Origin of the sequence: Streptomyces sp. NPDC006261, assembly GCF_040613515.1 — a bacterium.
In the GTDB taxonomy this organism is placed as follows: Bacteria; Actinomycetota; Actinomycetes; order Streptomycetales; family Streptomycetaceae; genus Streptomyces.
Window position 1 is genome coordinate 38882 of sequence record NZ_JBEXSI010000037.1, and the last position, 14023, is coordinate 52904.

14 protein-coding genes are annotated in these 14023 nt (G+C 72.2%); 6 read left to right on the top strand and 8 right to left on the bottom strand.

Going from position 1 to position 14023, the window contains the following annotated elements:
* Window positions 1–92: 92 nt before the first annotated feature.
* The gene (locus ABZ154_RS23405; RefSeq protein ID WP_356835576.1) at window positions 93–722 is read right to left on the bottom strand and encodes a TetR/AcrR family transcriptional regulator; all 630 of its coding nucleotides are present in this window, start codon (window positions 720–722) and stop codon (window positions 93–95) included.
* 159 nt (window positions 723–881) lie between these two features.
* Here ABZ154_RS23405 and ABZ154_RS23410 point away from each other — a divergent pair, with 159 nt between their 5' ends.
* Entirely contained in the window at window positions 882–1799 is a 918-nt protein-coding gene (locus tag ABZ154_RS23410) for a phosphatase PAP2 family protein (protein ID WP_356835578.1), read from the top strand.
* Window positions 1796–2773: a hypothetical protein gene (locus ABZ154_RS23415; RefSeq protein WP_356835580.1), complete on the top strand. Its 978-nt coding sequence runs from the start codon at window positions 1796–1798 to the stop codon at window positions 2771–2773. Before ABZ154_RS23410 ends, ABZ154_RS23415 begins: the two co-directional genes overlap by 4 nt.
* A 3-nt stretch (window positions 2774–2776) precedes the next feature.
* On the opposite strand, the gene ABZ154_RS23420 is transcribed toward ABZ154_RS23415, so the two are convergent.
* Window positions 2777–3307 (bottom strand): PadR family transcriptional regulator, encoded by a 531-nt coding sequence (locus tag ABZ154_RS23420; protein WP_356835582.1) that lies wholly within the window; start codon window positions 3305–3307, stop codon window positions 2777–2779.
* A gap of 68 nt (window positions 3308–3375) precedes the next feature.
* Entirely contained in the window at window positions 3376–5391 is a 2016-nt protein-coding gene (locus ABZ154_RS23425) for an NADPH-dependent 2,4-dienoyl-CoA reductase (RefSeq protein ID WP_356835584.1), read from the bottom strand.
* 203 nt (window positions 5392–5594) lie between these two features.
* Here ABZ154_RS23425 and ABZ154_RS23430 point away from each other — a divergent pair, with 203 nt between their 5' ends.
* On the top strand, window positions 5595–6125 hold the full coding sequence (locus ABZ154_RS23430) for a DoxX family protein (protein WP_356835586.1): 531 nt from the start codon (window positions 5595–5597) through the stop codon (window positions 6123–6125).
* Window positions 6122–6574: a hypothetical protein gene (locus ABZ154_RS23435; protein WP_356835588.1), complete on the top strand. Its 453-nt coding sequence runs from the start codon at window positions 6122–6124 to the stop codon at window positions 6572–6574. Before ABZ154_RS23430 ends, ABZ154_RS23435 begins: the two co-directional genes overlap by 4 nt.
* On the opposite strand, the gene ABZ154_RS23440 is transcribed toward ABZ154_RS23435, so the two are convergent.
* The 3 genes from ABZ154_RS23440 to ABZ154_RS23450 form a co-directional block, all read right to left on the bottom strand.
* Entirely contained in the window at window positions 6538–8664 is a 2127-nt protein-coding gene (locus tag ABZ154_RS23440; protein WP_356835590.1) for an MMPL family transporter, read from the bottom strand. The two genes, ABZ154_RS23435 and ABZ154_RS23440, sit on opposite strands and share 37 nt — an antisense overlap.
* 174 nt (window positions 8665–8838) lie before the next feature.
* The gene (locus ABZ154_RS23445) at window positions 8839–9354 is read right to left on the bottom strand and encodes a MarR family winged helix-turn-helix transcriptional regulator (RefSeq protein ID WP_356835592.1); all 516 of its coding nucleotides are present in this window, start codon (window positions 9352–9354) and stop codon (window positions 8839–8841) included.
* A gap of 107 nt (window positions 9355–9461) precedes the next feature.
* Window positions 9462–10040: a fasciclin domain-containing protein gene (locus tag ABZ154_RS23450; RefSeq protein ID WP_356835595.1), complete on the bottom strand. Its 579-nt coding sequence runs from the start codon at window positions 10038–10040 to the stop codon at window positions 9462–9464.
* 724 nt (window positions 10041–10764) lie between these two features.
* On the opposite strand from ABZ154_RS23450, the gene ABZ154_RS23455 reads away from it, so the two are divergent.
* On the top strand, window positions 10765–11604 hold the full coding sequence (locus tag ABZ154_RS23455; RefSeq protein WP_356835597.1) for a DUF1206 domain-containing protein: 840 nt from the start codon (window positions 10765–10767) through the stop codon (window positions 11602–11604).
* On the opposite strand, the gene ABZ154_RS23460 is transcribed toward ABZ154_RS23455, so the two are convergent.
* Together ABZ154_RS23460 and ABZ154_RS23465 are read right to left on the bottom strand one after the other, a co-directional pair.
* Window positions 11589–12140, bottom strand: a complete 552-nt coding sequence (locus tag ABZ154_RS23460) for a DUF4383 domain-containing protein (RefSeq protein ID WP_356835599.1) — start codon at window positions 12138–12140, stop codon at window positions 11589–11591. The two genes, ABZ154_RS23455 and ABZ154_RS23460, sit on opposite strands and share 16 nt — an antisense overlap.
* Before the next feature lie 100 nt (window positions 12141–12240).
* Complete coding sequence (locus ABZ154_RS23465) at window positions 12241–12867, bottom strand: sigma-70 family RNA polymerase sigma factor (protein WP_356835601.1); 627 nt, start codon at window positions 12865–12867, stop codon at window positions 12241–12243.
* A gap of 166 nt (window positions 12868–13033) precedes the next feature.
* On the opposite strand from ABZ154_RS23465, the gene ABZ154_RS23470 reads away from it, so the two are divergent.
* Window positions 13034–14020: a MerR family transcriptional regulator gene (locus tag ABZ154_RS23470; protein ID WP_356835603.1), complete on the top strand. Its 987-nt coding sequence runs from the start codon at window positions 13034–13036 to the stop codon at window positions 14018–14020.
* Window positions 14021–14023: the final 3 nt, after the last annotated feature.

Here is a 14023-nt window from a genome sequence, read left to right on the forward strand (position 1 = left end):
TCCCCACGGTGCGGCGCCGGGTGGACCGTCCCCATCCGCTGGGGCGGACGGTCCACGTCTGTCAGGACCCGGGTGCCCCGAGTCCACGTCTGTCAGGACTCCGGCGTGCCCGCCGTGAGTCCGAGGCCGGGCAGGATCGCCTTCTCGACGAACCTGCTGAGATATGCCCCGTCCGCGTAACGTCCTTCCAGCAGCGGCCGCGCGCGCATCACGCCGAGCAGCTGGGCCGCCACGTACTCCGCGCCCGGCAGGTCCGACGCGATCTCGCCGCGTTCCTGGGCCCGCCGGACCATCGCGTCGATCGCCGCGATCTCCGGCAGGATCAGCGCCTCGCGCAGGGCGCACAGCAGTTCGGGGGTCTGGAGCGCCGCATGGCTGAGTGCGTGCAGCAGGGGGGTGTCGCGCCCCGACGCCTCGCCGATCGCCCGGGCCGCCTCCAGGAGGTCCCCGGTGAGCGTCCCGGTGTCGATGTCCGGGAGCCGCATCCTCCGGGTGCCGTGCAGCGCGGCGACGACCAGCTCCGGCTTGGAGCCCCACTGCCGGTACAGCGTCGACTTGCCGCAGCGGGTACGGGCGGCGACGCCCTCCATGGTCAGCGACTCGTAACCGCCCTCCCGCAAGAGGTCCAGTACCGCCGTGTAGAGCTCCTGCGCTCGTTCCGGCGTGATCTTCGACCGGCGTGAAGCGAGGGCTGACTCCTGTACGGAATCGGGCGACGGCATGGACTGTCCCTCCTGCGGCGGTGCGGTGAGGTTCTCGATACGCCAGTGTACCGATACGCGCGTGTACCGATACGCCAACGTATCGGTACACTGGCGTATCGATTCGGTGTGGGTTCGCCATGCCGTCCTGACACCGCTTCGCATCCAAGGGGGCACCGGGTGACCTACGCCCGCACCGAGCCCACGGACCAGGAGCCGGACATACGTGCCCGACCGCCCCTCGTCCGCGAGTTCCTTCTCGTGGCCGGACTCTTCCTGGCCTACAAGTTCGGCCGCCGAGCGGCCAACGGCCATGTCGAGGAGGCGTTCCGCAACGCCGCGAACGTCTGGGACATCGAACGCGCCTTGCGCCTCCCGGGCGAGGGCGGCGTCCAGGGCGTACTGCTGCACAGCCAGACGCTGATCCACGCGGCGAACACCTACTACGCCACCGTGCACTTCCCCGCCACGGTTGTCTTCCTGGTCTGGCTCTACTGGCGCCGCCCGCTCCACTACCTCTGGTCACGGCGCATCCTCGCCGCGCTCACCGGCTCCGCCCTGGTGCTCCACCTGCTCTTCCCGCTCGCTCCGCCGCGGATGCTCCCGGCCGCCGGACTGGTCGACACCGGCCAGGTCTACGGGCCGGCGGTGTACGGGGCGACGCCCGCGACCGACACGATGGCGAACCAGTTCGCCGCGATGCCCTCGCTGCACGTCGGCTGGGCCGTGACGGTGGCCGTGGGCCTCATCGTCGCCACCCGCTCCCGGTGGCGCCTGCTCTGGCTGCTGCACCCGGCGATCACCCTGCTCGTCGTCGTGGGCACCGCCAACCACTACTGGCTCGACGCCGTCGTGGCCGTGGCGCTGCTGGCGGTGGCGTTCGCCGCGCTGCGTCTGCCGCGCCCGGCCCGTGACGTACCGGCGCGCCTGCCGTGGGTGGCGGGTGGCGGGGCGGTACTCGGCGGAGGTGCGCACCTACCGGCGTACACCGTCTCCGGTGCGGAGGCAACGACAGGGGCGTACGTCTCCGGAACGGCGGCCACCCCCGGTGGCGCGGTGCCGGAGCGTGCCCCCGCCGGGGCCGGAGCCCGCCGATGAACGCCACGCCGATCGCCGTCGCGCTCTCCCTCGTCTCCGCCGGCGCCTACGCGGCCGCCGCCGTCGCCCAGTCCCGGCTGGCCGGGCGTACCGAGCCCTCCACCGGAGTTCTGCGCCTGCTCGGCCGGGGCGCCTGGTGGTCGGCGGTCGGCCTCAACGCCGGGGGAGCGCTCCTCCATGTCGCGGCGCTCAACTACGGCCCGCTCACCCTGGTCCAGCCGCTCGGCGCGCTCACCCTCGTCGCCGCCGTCCCGCTCGGGGCGCGCGCCGCCGGACGCCGGGTCGGGCGCGTCGAGTGGCGGGGCACGGTCCTCACCCTGCTCGGCCTCGGCGCGCTGCTCCTGACCGCGGGCGGCTCCGCACCGCACGAGACCCTCACCCTTCCCGAAGCCCTCGGCGTCGGCGCGGCCACCATGGCGGTCGTCGCCGGGCTCAGCCGGCCGGGGGCCCGACCGGGGCTGCGGCACGCGGCGGCCTCCGGCATCACCTCCGGTGTCGCCTCCGCACTCACCCAGACCCTGACGGTCGCCGTCACCGACCACTCCGGCGGCCCGCTGTTCAGCTGGCGGCTGCTGACGGTGGCGCTGCTCGTCTCCGCCTTCGCGATGGGCGGCCTGCTGCTGTCCCAGACCGCCTACCGGGGCGGCCTCGGCGCACCGCTCGCCGTCGTGACCCTCGCCAACCCGGTCGCCGCCGCCGCGATCGGCCTGGCCCTCCTCGGCGAACGCCTCCAGGGCGGGCCGGTGAGCCTGGTCCTGGCGCTGCTCGGTACGACGGCCGCCGTACGCGGGGTGATCCTGCTCAGCCGGGCCCAGGCGCGCGGCGGCACGGACCCGGGCGAGGTGGCCGCAGCCCGTATGCCGGTGCATCCGGTCCCCTCCCGGGTCGTCATCGGCAGCCCCCGGCGGGTGGACGGTACGCCGCTCGGCGCGGAACCCCTCGCCGTACGGGCGGGAGGCCGGCCCCCTACGTAGCGGTCAGTCGTCCAGGTCGCCGATGGCGCGGGTCAGCCAGCCGATCCAGAACGTCTCCAGGTCGATACCGCCCCGCAGCACGAGATGGCGCAGCCGGCCCTCGCCGGTCGTCGGCGCGGGGGTGAAGTCCCGCTCCTCGATCGCGCGGTACTCCTCCAACTGGCTTTCGTGCAGCGCGAGGTGGCGGCGCAGCTCCGCGCCCATCCCGTTCCCCCCGACGACCGCTGCCGCCCGCATCCGCAGCAGCAGCGGATCACGGACCGGCCGCGGATCCTCGGGGAGCGCCACCCAGGCCGCCAGCTCCTCGCGGCCCGCGGGCAGCACCTCGTACTCCTTCTTCTGCCCCCGGGCCGGCGCCGCCGTGGGCAGCGCCCTGATCCGTCCCGCCTGCTCCAGTTTCCCCAGCTCGCGATAGATCTGCTGGTGCGTGGACGGCCAGAAGTAGCCGATCGACCGGTCGAACCTGCGGGTCAGTTCCAGGCCCGACGACGGCTTCTCCAGCAGAGCGGTGAGGATCGCGTGCGGCAGTGACATGACGTGCATCCTAGGGACGAGGGTTCACGGGGCCGCAGGCGAGCGCTCCCAGAGCCGCAGGCGTGCGTTCAGAGCGCCGCGGCCAGCTCCGTGCCCTGGCGGATCGCCCGCTTCGCGTCCAGCTCGGCCGCCACGTCCGCGCCGCCGATCAGGTGCACCGGGCCGCCCGCCGCGCGCAGCTCCTCGTACAGCTCCCGGCGCGGTTCCTGGCCCGCGCAGAGCACCACGGTGTCCACCGGGAGCACGCGCCGCTCGCCGTCGACCGTGAGGTGGAGTCCCTCGTCGTCGATCAGGTCGTAGGAGGCGCCCGCGATCATCTCGACGCCCCGGTGGCGCAGTTCGGTGCGGTGGATCCAGCCCGTCGTCTTGCCGAGGCCCGCGCCGACCTTGGTGGTCTTGCGCTGGACGAGGTGGACGGTACGGGGAACCTTCGGGCGCTCGGGGACGCGCAGTCCGCCGCGGTCCGCGTAGGCGGTGTCCACGCCCCACTGCCGGAAGAACGTCTCCGGGTCCAGGCTCGCCGCGTCGCCGCCGTCGGTGAGGAACTCCGCCACGTCGAAGCCGATGCCGCCCGCGCCCACGATCGCGACCCGGTCGCCGATCGGCGCCCCGTCGCGCAGGACGTCCAGGTAGCTGATGACGTTCGGGTGGTCCGTGCCGGGGATCGCGGGGGTACGCGGCTCGACGCCGGTGGCGAGCACGATCTCGTCGAACCCGTCCAGCGTCCCGGCGTCCGCCCGGGTGGACAGGCGCAGCTCGACGTCCAGCTCGGCCAGCCGCGTACGGAAATAGCGCAGGGTCTCGTTGAACTCTTCCTTGCCCGGCACCCGGCGGGCCACGTTCAGCTGGCCGCCGATCTCGTCCGCCGCGTCGAACAGGGTGACCGCGTGGCCCCGTTCGGCCGCCGTGACCGAGCACGCGAGACCCGCCGGACCGGCACCGACCACGGCGACGCGCTTTCGGGTCCGGGTGGGGCTCAGGACCAGCTCGGTCTCGTGGCAGGCGCGCGGATTGACCAGGCAGGAGGTGATCTGGAGGCTGAAGATGTGGTCCAGGCACGCCTGGTTGCAGCCGATGCAGGTGTTGATCGCGTCCGCCCGGCCCGCCGCCGCCTTGGCGACGAACTCCGGGTCGGCGAGGAAGGGCCTGGCCATCGAGACCATGTCCGCCCGGCCTGAGGCGAGGACCTCCTCGGCGACCTCGGGGGTGTTGATGCGGTTGCTCGTCACCAGCGGTACGGAGACGGCGCCGCGCACCCGCTCGGTCACCCAGGTGAAGGCGGCACGCGGCACGGAGGTGGCGATGGTGGGGATGCGCGCCTCGTGCCAGCCGATGCCGGTGTTGATGATCGTCGCGCCCGCCGCCTCGATCTCCTTCGCGAGCGTCACGACCTCCTCCAGCGTCGAGCCGCCCGGTACCAGGTCCAGCATGGAGAGCCGGTAGATCAGGATGAAGTCGCTGCCGACCCGCTCGCGGACCCGGCGCACGATCTCGACGGGGAACCGGATGCGGTTCTCGTACGAGCCGCCCCAGCGGTCGGTGCGGCGGTTGGTCGCGGAGACGATGAACTCGTTGATCAGGTAGCCCTCGGATCCCATGATCTCGACGCCGTCGTACCCGGCGAGGCGCGCCAGCCCGGCGGCCCGGACGAACTCCTCGATGGTCTCCTCGACCTCGGCGTCCGTGAGGGCGTTGGGGGTGAATCCGCTGATGGGGGCCTTGAGCGCGCTCGGTGCCACCAGGTCCGGGTGGTGCGCGTACCGGCCGAAGTGCAGGATCTGCATCGCGATCCGGCCGCCCGCCGCGTGCACCGCCGAGGTGATCTCCCGGTGCTGCTCCGCCTCCGTCTCGGTCGTCATCTTCGCCCCGCCCGGGAAGGAGCAGGCCCGCTCGCTGGGGGCGATGCCGCCGGTGACGATGAGGCCGACGCCGCCCCGGGCGCGCTCGGCGTAGAAGGCCGCCATCCGCTCGAAGCCGCGCTCGGCCTCCTCCAGGCCGATGTGCATCGAGCCCATGAGCACCCGGTTGGGGAGGGTGGTGAACCCGAGGTCCAGCGGGCTCAGCAAGGTCGGGTACAGGCTCATCCGGGTCTCCTCCGCGCGGGGTCGTCGCGTCAGTTGTAGACCACGGCGCGCCGCTTATGCAACAAGTTGCACAATGATCTGCGTCGCACGCCCGGCGTTGTGGCGTCCGGCTCGTGCCCCGTACGGCGTACTCGGCCGGGCCCGCCCGGCCCCGGCCGACGAGAGTGGGACCCACAGCGAAACCCCTCACCCCTGGAGTCCCCATGGTCTGCGTCAACCGGCGTGATCTCGGCCTGCTCGCCCTGCGCGTCGGCACCGGCGCGGTGCTCGCCGCCCACGGCAGCCAGAAGCTGGCCGGCTGGTTCGGCGGCGGAGGTATCCAGGGCACCACGGCAGCGATGGAGGCCATGGGCTTCCATCCGCCCAAGCACAGCGCCGTGGCCGCCGGACTCGGCGAGGCGGGCGGCGGTGTGCTGCTGGCCCTCGGGCTCGCCACCCCCGTCGCCGGGGCCGCGGCCGCCGGGGCGATGGCCGGTGCGGTGGCCGTGCACGCCCCGGCGGGCTTCTTCGCCCAGGGCGGCGGTTACGAGTACCCGGCGTTCCTCGGTTTCACCGCCGCCGCCATCGGTCTGACCGGCCCCGGCCGCTACTCCGTCGACCATGTCACCTGCCACATCTTCGACCGGCCCTGGATGGTCGCCCTCGCCTTCGCGGGCAGCGCGGCCGCAGCGGCCGCGGTGGTCGGCAAGCGCGCCAAGGGCCGGTCCGACGAGCCGCAGGAGAAGGGCCGATGAGCGAGGACCCGCGCCTGTACGACGGCTCCTGTGGCCCCCCTCCGGTGCCCGGCCCGGACGGCGCCTGGGTCACCGGAGGAGTGCTGTTCGCCGGAGTGCTGATGCTCTGCCAGGGGGTCGTGGCGGCCCTGCAGGGCATCGCAGCCCTGGGCGACAGCGACGTCTACGGCACCGTCGGCGACTACGCCTACCGGTTCAGCCTCACCAGCTGGGGCTGGATCCACCTGGTACTCGGCCTCTGTGCGGCGATCACCGGTGCCGGGCTCCTCAGGGGTGCCGGGTGGGCCCGGGTGGCCGGCATCGTCATGGCCTCCCTCGCCCTGTTCGCGCAGTTCCTCTTCCTGCCGTACGCGCCCGTGTGGTCGGTGCTCATGATCGGGGTGGACATCTTCGTGATCTGGGCGCTGAGCGCCTACCGGCCCTCGGCCCCCGAGATCGTTGCGCGCTGACCGTCCGCGTTCTCGCGGCTGAGCGCCCCCGGCCACCAGGCCTTCGGCCCGATGTCCCTGACCAGCGCCGGGACGAGGAGCGAGCGGACGACCAGGGTGTCCAGCAGGACACCGAAGGCGACGATGAAGGCGATCTGGACGAGGAACGCCAGCGGGATGACGCCCAGGGCGGCGAAGGTGGCCGCCAGGACGACACCGGCCGAGGTGATGACCCCGCCGGTCGTGGTCAGCCCGCGCAGGATGCCCTCCCGGGTGCCGTGCCGCAGGGACTCCTCGCGAACCCGGGACATCAGGAAGATGTTGTAGTCGACGCCGAGGGCTACCAGGAACACGAACCCGTAGAGCGGCACCGAGGAATCCGTACCGCTGAAGCCGAACACATGGGTGAACACCAGCGACGAAATCCCCAGCGTGGCAAGGAAGTTCAGCGCGACCGTGGTCACCAGCAGCACCGGCATCAGCAGTGACCGCAGCAGGAAGACCAGGATCACCAGGATGATCGCCAGCACGACCGGCACGATCAGCATGCGGTCGTCCTCAGCCGTGCGCTGGGTGTCGTACTGCTGGGCCGTGTAGCCGCCGACCAGGGCGTCCGAGCCCGGCACCGCGTGCACTGCCGCGCGCAGGGCGGCGACCGTCTCCTTGGCGTTGTCGCTGTCGGCCGCGTCCTTCAGGGTCGCGTCGATCCGGACCTTGCCGTCGACGACGAGCGGCTCGCCGCCGCCCGGCCGACCGCCCTCGCTCACCGGAGAGACCGAGGCCACCCCGTCGGTACGGGTCGCGGCCTCGCTCACCTCTGTCAGCTTGTCCGCCGCCGCGATGATCACCGCCGGATTGCCGGAGCCGCCGGGGAAGTGCTCGCCCAGCGTCTCCTGGGCGGCCACGGACGGGGCGTCGTTGACGAAGATCTCGTCGAGCGGCACGCCCTTGGAGGTGAGAGTCGGGGCGAGGGCGGCACAGGCGATCAGGACGGCGAGGGTGATCGCCCAGACCTTGCGGGGGGCCCGGTCGACCAGGGCGGCGACCTTGCTCCAGATACCGTGGCCGCCGGTCCCGTCCTCGGCCGGCTTGGGCTTCGCGGGCCAGTACGCCCTGCGGCCCAGCAGCACCAGGGCGGCGGGCAGGAAGGTGAGGGCGCTCAGGACCGAGCAGACGATGCCGATCGCGCCCACCGGGCCGAGCGCCCGGTTGTTGGTGAGGTCGCTGAGCAGCAGGGCGAGCAGGCCGACGGCCACCGTCGCGGCGCTGGCCGTGATCGGGCCGAAGGACTCACGCAGCGCGATGCGCATCGCGGCGAACCGGTCGCCCCGGACCGCGAGTTCCTCCCGGAACCGGGCGGTGAGCAGCAGCGCGTAGTCCGTCGCGGCGCCGATCACCAGGATCGACAGGATGCCCTGCACCTGGCCGTCCACCCGCACGATGTCGTGGTCGGCGAGCACGTAGACGATCGCGCACGCCAGCCCCAGGGCGAACACCGCGCCCAGGATGATGAGGAAGGGCAGCAGCACACTGCGGTAGACCAGCAGCAGGATGACCAGCACGGTGATCAGCGCCACCCCGAGGAGCAGCCCGTCGATGCCCGCGAAGGCGTCGGACAGGTCGGCCTGACTCGCGGCCGGACCCGCGAGCTGCACCGTCGTGTCCGGTACGTCGGCCCCGGCCTTCTTGACCTCCTCCAGCACCGTCGGCAGTTCGTCCCCGAGGTCGGGGCTCAGCTGCACGATCCCCTGGAGCGCGAGTCCGTCATCGGAGGGCAGCGCGGGGGAGGCCTTCCCGACGACACCCTCGGTGTCCGCGAGCGAGGCGAGAGCGCCGGTGGCGGCCTCCCGCTGGTCATCGCTCACCGGGGTGCCCTCGTCCTTCGACGTCCATACGAGGATGGCCGGGAGGGTCTCGTTCTGCTGGAACGCCTTCTGCGCGTCGATGACCTGAGTGGATTCGGCGTTCTGGGGCAGGAAGGACGCCTGGTCGTTGGTCGCGACCTCGCCGAGCTTGCCCGCGTACGGGCCGAGCCCCCCGCCGATACCGAGCCAGGCGATCAGCAGGAGGACGGGGATCAGCCAGCGGGCCGACCGTGCAGGGGTGAACATGCCTCTCCCAGGGTGCGAGCAGTATCTCAATGGTGAACAATCTCAATCGTTGAAATACATTAGCGGAGTGCTCGCGGTGGGTGTCGCCCGGACCCTGGCGATGCGGGGCGGGAAGCGTACGGAGAGCCCTTCGGTGGGTCATCCCCTCATGGATGCATCCGGCGGCGGAAAAACTCAGCGACGCGCCGGAGGGACCTCGGACAGCTCCTCGTTCATGGCCGCGAGGAAGCGCAGGACGGTCGTGAGCTCCGCCTCGCTGAAGCGCGCCCTCGCCCGGGCGGTGGCCTCGGCGAGCGGCATGAAGTAGTCACGGGCGGCCATCCGGGCGCTCGCCTCGTAGTGGACGTGCACCACCCGGCGATCGCTGCTCTCACGGGCCCGCCGGATGTGACCGGCCCGCTCCAGGCGGTCGAGGCAGGCGGTCACCGCACCCGAGGTGAGCCCCAGACGCTCGCGCAGCGCGCCCGGAGTGAGGGGGGCGGGGGCGTCGAGGATGGCCGCCAGGGCGGTCACGTCCGTGGGGTGCAGCTGCTGGTGCGCGGCGAAGTCGTGGGTCATGCGGTTGATCTCGCCGTTCATCCGGCGGAGCTCGACCGCGAACGCCTGGAGGCCGGCGGCGGGTCCGGGTTCGGGGGCCGCCGCGGGGTCCGAGGCGCTGCCCCGGGTCTGTCGGCTGTCGGCGCTGGTCACGTCCTCAGCGTATAGAACCGGTGGCCGTGGCCGGTGCCCGGACCGTCACTCGGTCCGGGCACCGGCCACGACTCGTGGGTGCCGTCACGGTGGCGGCCCGCCCGCGGTCACGACGTGGGCATGAGCACCGTGTCGACCAGGTTGACCGTGGCGTTGGCCGTCGGCACATTGCCGCAGACGATCTTCGAGGAGTCGTTGACCGTGAAGTCGGAACCGGACCCCTTCACCGTGAGATCGGTGCCCTGCAGGGTCTTGTAGGTGCCGTTCTCGAGCTGCTTCGTCGTCAGCTTCTCACCCACCACGTGGTACGTCAGCACCTTGGTGAGCTCCTCCTTGTCGTTGAGGAGCGCGTTGAGATCGGCCTGCGGGATCTTCTCGAAGGCGTCGTTCGTCGGCGCGAACACCGTGATGTCCTCGGCGTTGTTGAGCGTGTCCACCAGGCCGGCCTTCTCTATGGCGGCGACCAGGGTGGAGAGTTCGGGGTTGTTGGAGGCGGCGGTGGCGACCGGCTCCTTCGCCATGCCCTCCAGGCTGCCCGGGCCTTCCTTCGGGACCGAGGCGCAGGCCGGACCGAACGGTTCTGCCGGGGCCTGCGCCTGCGCCTGCGGCGCGAAGAACGCCAGGGAGGCGGGGAGGGCGAAAGCGGCGGCGGCAGCAGCGGTGCGCTGCAGGCGGGTGATGGTCATGATGTCTCCTCCGGCGGGTGGGGGGGGGTGAGATATTCACGCCGTGCGGCCATGGTGAGCCGTGCAACCAGTAGCCCATAGAAGGAGTTCCGGGTCAAATGCAGAGCCCCGGACAAATAATTCGATGGGTGATTGCTGGAGCGGTAGGACTATGAGAGCGAAACGCTTACGGGAAACGCTCGCGGGGGACATTCGTCGCTGTCGTCGCCCCGGTGCTCGTCGCCCGCCCCACCTGCGGTTCTGGCCGGTTTCGACGCAGAGACGACGCGGCAGGACCGGCGGGGTGATGTGTCGCAGGGTAGGTGGGGAGTGGCCCCCGCCGTGCGGAGGGATAATTCGAGGAGTGGTGCCTGAGGCTGTTGAATTGTCGGCCGGAGGTCGACCGCGGGTAAATGGTCTGCGCATTCTGAGAGAAAGGCGCGCGGGTCGGCTTTCCGGTCCTATGTCCCGCCGCGGCCATGTCCCGTGTGGTGAGGCGTCGTGGGCCCTGGTGCGGGCGCGCCTGCGCAGCGGTGGGACGCAGGCACTGTTCGGGACACGGCTTCGTTGCCCCATCGTGGTGAACAGGGTGGAGGAGGCGTGGGCCAGGGGCAGGGTCTGCAGCGATGAAGGACGTTTCGGCCCCGGCCACTGGCCGCCCCGTAGTCCACGACTCTGCTCCCGCCGCCCGTCCCGCCCCGCCCCGGCAGGAGTTGATCCGCCGGGCCGGGGCAATCGGCATGACATGAATACCCGTTCAGTAGCAGCCCAGGGGCGCGGCCAGGCAAGGCGAGCCGCCAACAGCGCCGCGGTGGAGGTCGGAGCCCGCGCCGGGTTCGGCGCCCGCGGAATCATCTATGTCCTCGTGGGCGCCCTCGCCCTGCAGATCGCGCTTTCCGGCGGCGGAAAGCAGGCTGACCGGGGTGGCGCGATCGCGGAGATAGCCGAGAAGCCGTTCGGCAAGGTCGTGTTGTGGCTGCTGGGCATCGCCCTGGTGGGCATGGCGCTCTGGCGGCTGTCCGAGGCCCTCCTCGGCTCGGCCGGCACCGACGGCGGCAAACCCTCCAAGCGGGCCATGGCCGCGGGACGGTTCGTCTTCTACAGCTTCGTCGCCTTCTCCGTACTGTCCTTCGCCGCGGGCGACTCGGGCAGTGGGGGCGGCTCGTCCGACCAGCAGTCCCAGGACGTCACCGCCAAGGCGCTGGGCTGGCCCGGGGGCCAGTGGATCGTCGGCATCGGAGGCGTGGCGATCGCTTGTGCCGGCATCTGGATCGCGGTCCGGGCCATCATGCGGAAATACCACAAGCACCTCAAGATGGCGGAGATGTCGCAGAAGGTGCGTCGCGCGGTCGACTTCGCCGGAGTGTTCGGCGGCGCGGCGCGTGGTGCCGTCTTCGCCACCGCGGGCGGCTTCGCCGTCGCCGCGGCGGTCAGTCACAACCCCGACGAGTCCAAGGGCATGGACGACACCCTGCGCTCGTTCACGGAGACCCCCGTCGGTCCGTGGCTCCTGGTGGTCATCGCCCTCGGCCTGGTCGCCTTCGGCGTCTTCTCCTGGTTCAACGCCCGCTACCGCAAGGTCTGACCGACGCCGCCCCCGGTCACCCGGGGCGGCCCGGCCGCCGTCGCACCCCGGCGGGTCGCGTCCTCACGGGCGGCCTGCTCGGGGTGCCGGCGGCGCCAGTAGGGGTTGTCGTGCGGCAGCCCGCCGGTGACTCGCCCGTACATCCCGAACGTCAGGATCAGCAGCCCCATCACGAAGCTGAAGATCACGTTGGACATGCCGAAGTCCAGAATGTTCGCGCCCTTGTCCAGGATGAAGATGTGGACGAAGCCGCTGAGCAGGAAGAGCACGCCGACCGTCATGTTCACCATCGAGGCGACGTTCCCGCCGATCACCGCCCCGGCGATCAGCGCCAGGCCGACGACGACGGAGATCAGGCTCAGCAGGCCGTTGGTGGAGAGGCCGGCCACCTGAGAGCCGCTCGTGTCGAAGAAGCCCAGCTGGTTGGTGAAGCCGAGGATGCCGAAGACCAGAAGGATGACTCCGCACAGTCCTGCTCCGAACCGGTACACGGTCGCAAGCCGGTGGTCCACGGGGAGTTCGTCGCTCAGTTTCATTGCCGTCTCCTGTCGGTGCCTGCTGCGGGGGCCCGGGCGGGCCCTGATCCGTCCGCCCCCCTTCCTGCGGCCGTCCCCTCCCGTCACGTCTCCCGTCCCCTCAACGCACCGCGGCGGAGCCCTCCGCGACGGAGCGCCGGATGCGCAGTATCGCGCGCCGGGCGTGACTCTTCACTGTGCCGAGCGGCAGGCCGGTCCGCTCGGCGATCTGGACGTGGGTGAGGTCGTCGAAGAACGACAGGCGGAGAATGTGCCGCTGGACCGGGGGCAGTTTGCGCAGCTCCTGCGCGACCAGCACGCGGTCCAGCGCGGCCTCCGGCCGCTCGGCCGTTCCGGGGACGCCGGCCCCCTCGCGCGCCGCGTGGGCGGCGGCCAGCTCCGTACGCCGGGACCGGGCCGCATGGGCGTCCGCGATCTTGCGGCGGGCGATGCCGACCAGCCAGCCCGGAAGCGGGCCGCGCACCGCGTGGTAACCGTGGCGGCCCCGCCACGCGGCGAGGAACGTCTGCTGCGCCACGTCCTCGGCCTCCCGGGCGTCCCCCAGGGACCGGGCGGCCAGTGAGTACACGAGCGCCCCCCACCGGCGGTACACCAAGGCGAAGCTGTCCTCGTCGCCGCGCACGAACCCCGCGGCCAGCCGTTCCGACTCGGCCCGGTCCTCGGGCCGGTTCCCGGCCAGGGCGGGCATCGCGGCCGCCGTGCCGACCTGGCTCAGGGGTGCCGTCATGTCTGTCCGTCCTCTCCGATCCGCCGGTCGTACCGGCGGCGGCCGATGCGCGGCATCGCACCGCAGGCGTGACGTGAGGCAGGCCCGTCGCCCCGCTGATCACCAGGCAACCGGGCGGCGACACGCTGGGCAACATGCATCGTTTCTGCGTCGTATGGTGGGCCGTATGCACGATGCGTCGGTCTCCACGCCCACCAGAGACCCCGCCGTCGGTGGCCTGACCACCGGAGCGGTGGCCCGGCTGCTGGGGGTGGCGCCGACGACCCTGCGTTCCTGGGACCACCGTTACGGGATCGGCCCGGCCTCCCGTGAGCGCGGGCGGCACCGGCGATGGACGCCGGCCGACATACGGCTGCTGGAGTGCATGTGCCGCCTGACGAACGCGGGGATGCCCCCGGCCGAAGCCGCCCGCGCGGCCCTGGCGGCGGCCTCCGCGGACGCCCCCGCGCGGCCGGACGAGCAGAAGAACCGCGATGGGCAGCCCCCCTCCCGCGCCCCCGGGGCGCTCCCGATCGGCCGGGCGCGCCGTGAGTGCCGCGGGCTGGCCGGAGCAGCCGTCCGGCTCGACGCGCAGGCCATGGACGAACTGCTGGCCGCGGCGATCGAGCGGTACGGACTGCTCGCCGCCTGGGAGTCGGTCATCATGCCGACGCTGCACGCCGTCGGCCGTAAGTGGGAGGCCGCGGGGGAGCGGTACGTCGAGGTCGAGCACCTGCTCTCCTGGCACGTCTCCAGCGCCCTGCGCCGGGCCGCGTCGCAGGGCGAGCCCGTGGCCGGTTCCGGGGTCTCCCTCCTGGCCTGCACCCCGGGGGAGAGCCATACGCTGGCACTGGAGGCGCTAGCCGCCGGACTGGCCCAACAGGGCCTGCCCGTCAGGATGTTCGGCGCGGCCCTGCCGGTGGAGGCGATGGAGGAGGCGGTGCGGCGCACCGGGCCCGCCGCCGTCGTGCTCTGGGCCCAGTCCCGGTCCACCGCGAGCCGTGCGCTGGCGGCGCGGGTGGAGTCCATCGAGTGGGGCGTACGGGGCGCCCGCCGCCGGCCGGTCGTCCTGGTCGCCGGACCCGGCTGGGCCGGGCAGTTGCCGCCCGGCGCCCGCCATCCGTCCGGGCTGGCCGAGGCGTTGGACGCGCTCGCGGCCATCAGCCGCCGGTGACCT

What these genes read in the sequence shown, in the direction of transcription:
- ABZ154_RS23405 (WP_356835576.1), bottom strand. Translation starts at nt 722, where the DNA reads ATGCCGTCGCCCGATTCCGTACAGGAGTCAGCCCTCGCTTCACGCCGG.
- ABZ154_RS23415 (WP_356835580.1), top strand. Translation starts at nt 1,796, where the DNA reads ATGAACGCCACGCCGATCGCCGTCGCGCTCTCCCTCGTCTCCGCCGGC.
- ABZ154_RS23420 (WP_356835582.1), bottom strand. Translation starts at nt 3,307, where the DNA reads ATGTCACTGCCGCACGCGATCCTCACCGCTCTGCTGGAGAAGCCGTCG.
- ABZ154_RS23425 (WP_356835584.1), bottom strand. Translation starts at nt 5,391, where the DNA reads ATGAGCCTGTACCCGACCTTGCTGAGCCCGCTGGACCTCGGGTTCACC.
- ABZ154_RS23430 (WP_356835586.1), top strand. Translation starts at nt 5,595, where the DNA reads ATGGTCTGCGTCAACCGGCGTGATCTCGGCCTGCTCGCCCTGCGCGTC.
- ABZ154_RS23435 (WP_356835588.1), top strand. Translation starts at nt 6,122, where the DNA reads ATGAGCGAGGACCCGCGCCTGTACGACGGCTCCTGTGGCCCCCCTCCG.
- ABZ154_RS23440 (WP_356835590.1), bottom strand. Translation starts at nt 8,664, where the DNA reads ATGTTCACCCCTGCACGGTCGGCCCGCTGGCTGATCCCCGTCCTCCTG.
- ABZ154_RS23450 (WP_356835595.1), bottom strand. Translation starts at nt 10,040, where the DNA reads ATGACCATCACCCGCCTGCAGCGCACCGCTGCTGCCGCCGCCGCTTTC.
- ABZ154_RS23455 (WP_356835597.1), top strand. Translation starts at nt 10,765, where the DNA reads ATGAATACCCGTTCAGTAGCAGCCCAGGGGCGCGGCCAGGCAAGGCGA.
- ABZ154_RS23460 (WP_356835599.1), bottom strand. Translation starts at nt 12,140, where the DNA reads ATGAAACTGAGCGACGAACTCCCCGTGGACCACCGGCTTGCGACCGTG.
- ABZ154_RS23465 (WP_356835601.1), bottom strand. Translation starts at nt 12,867, where the DNA reads ATGACGGCACCCCTGAGCCAGGTCGGCACGGCGGCCGCGATGCCCGCC.
- ABZ154_RS23470 (WP_356835603.1), top strand. Translation starts at nt 13,034, where the DNA reads ATGCACGATGCGTCGGTCTCCACGCCCACCAGAGACCCCGCCGTCGGT.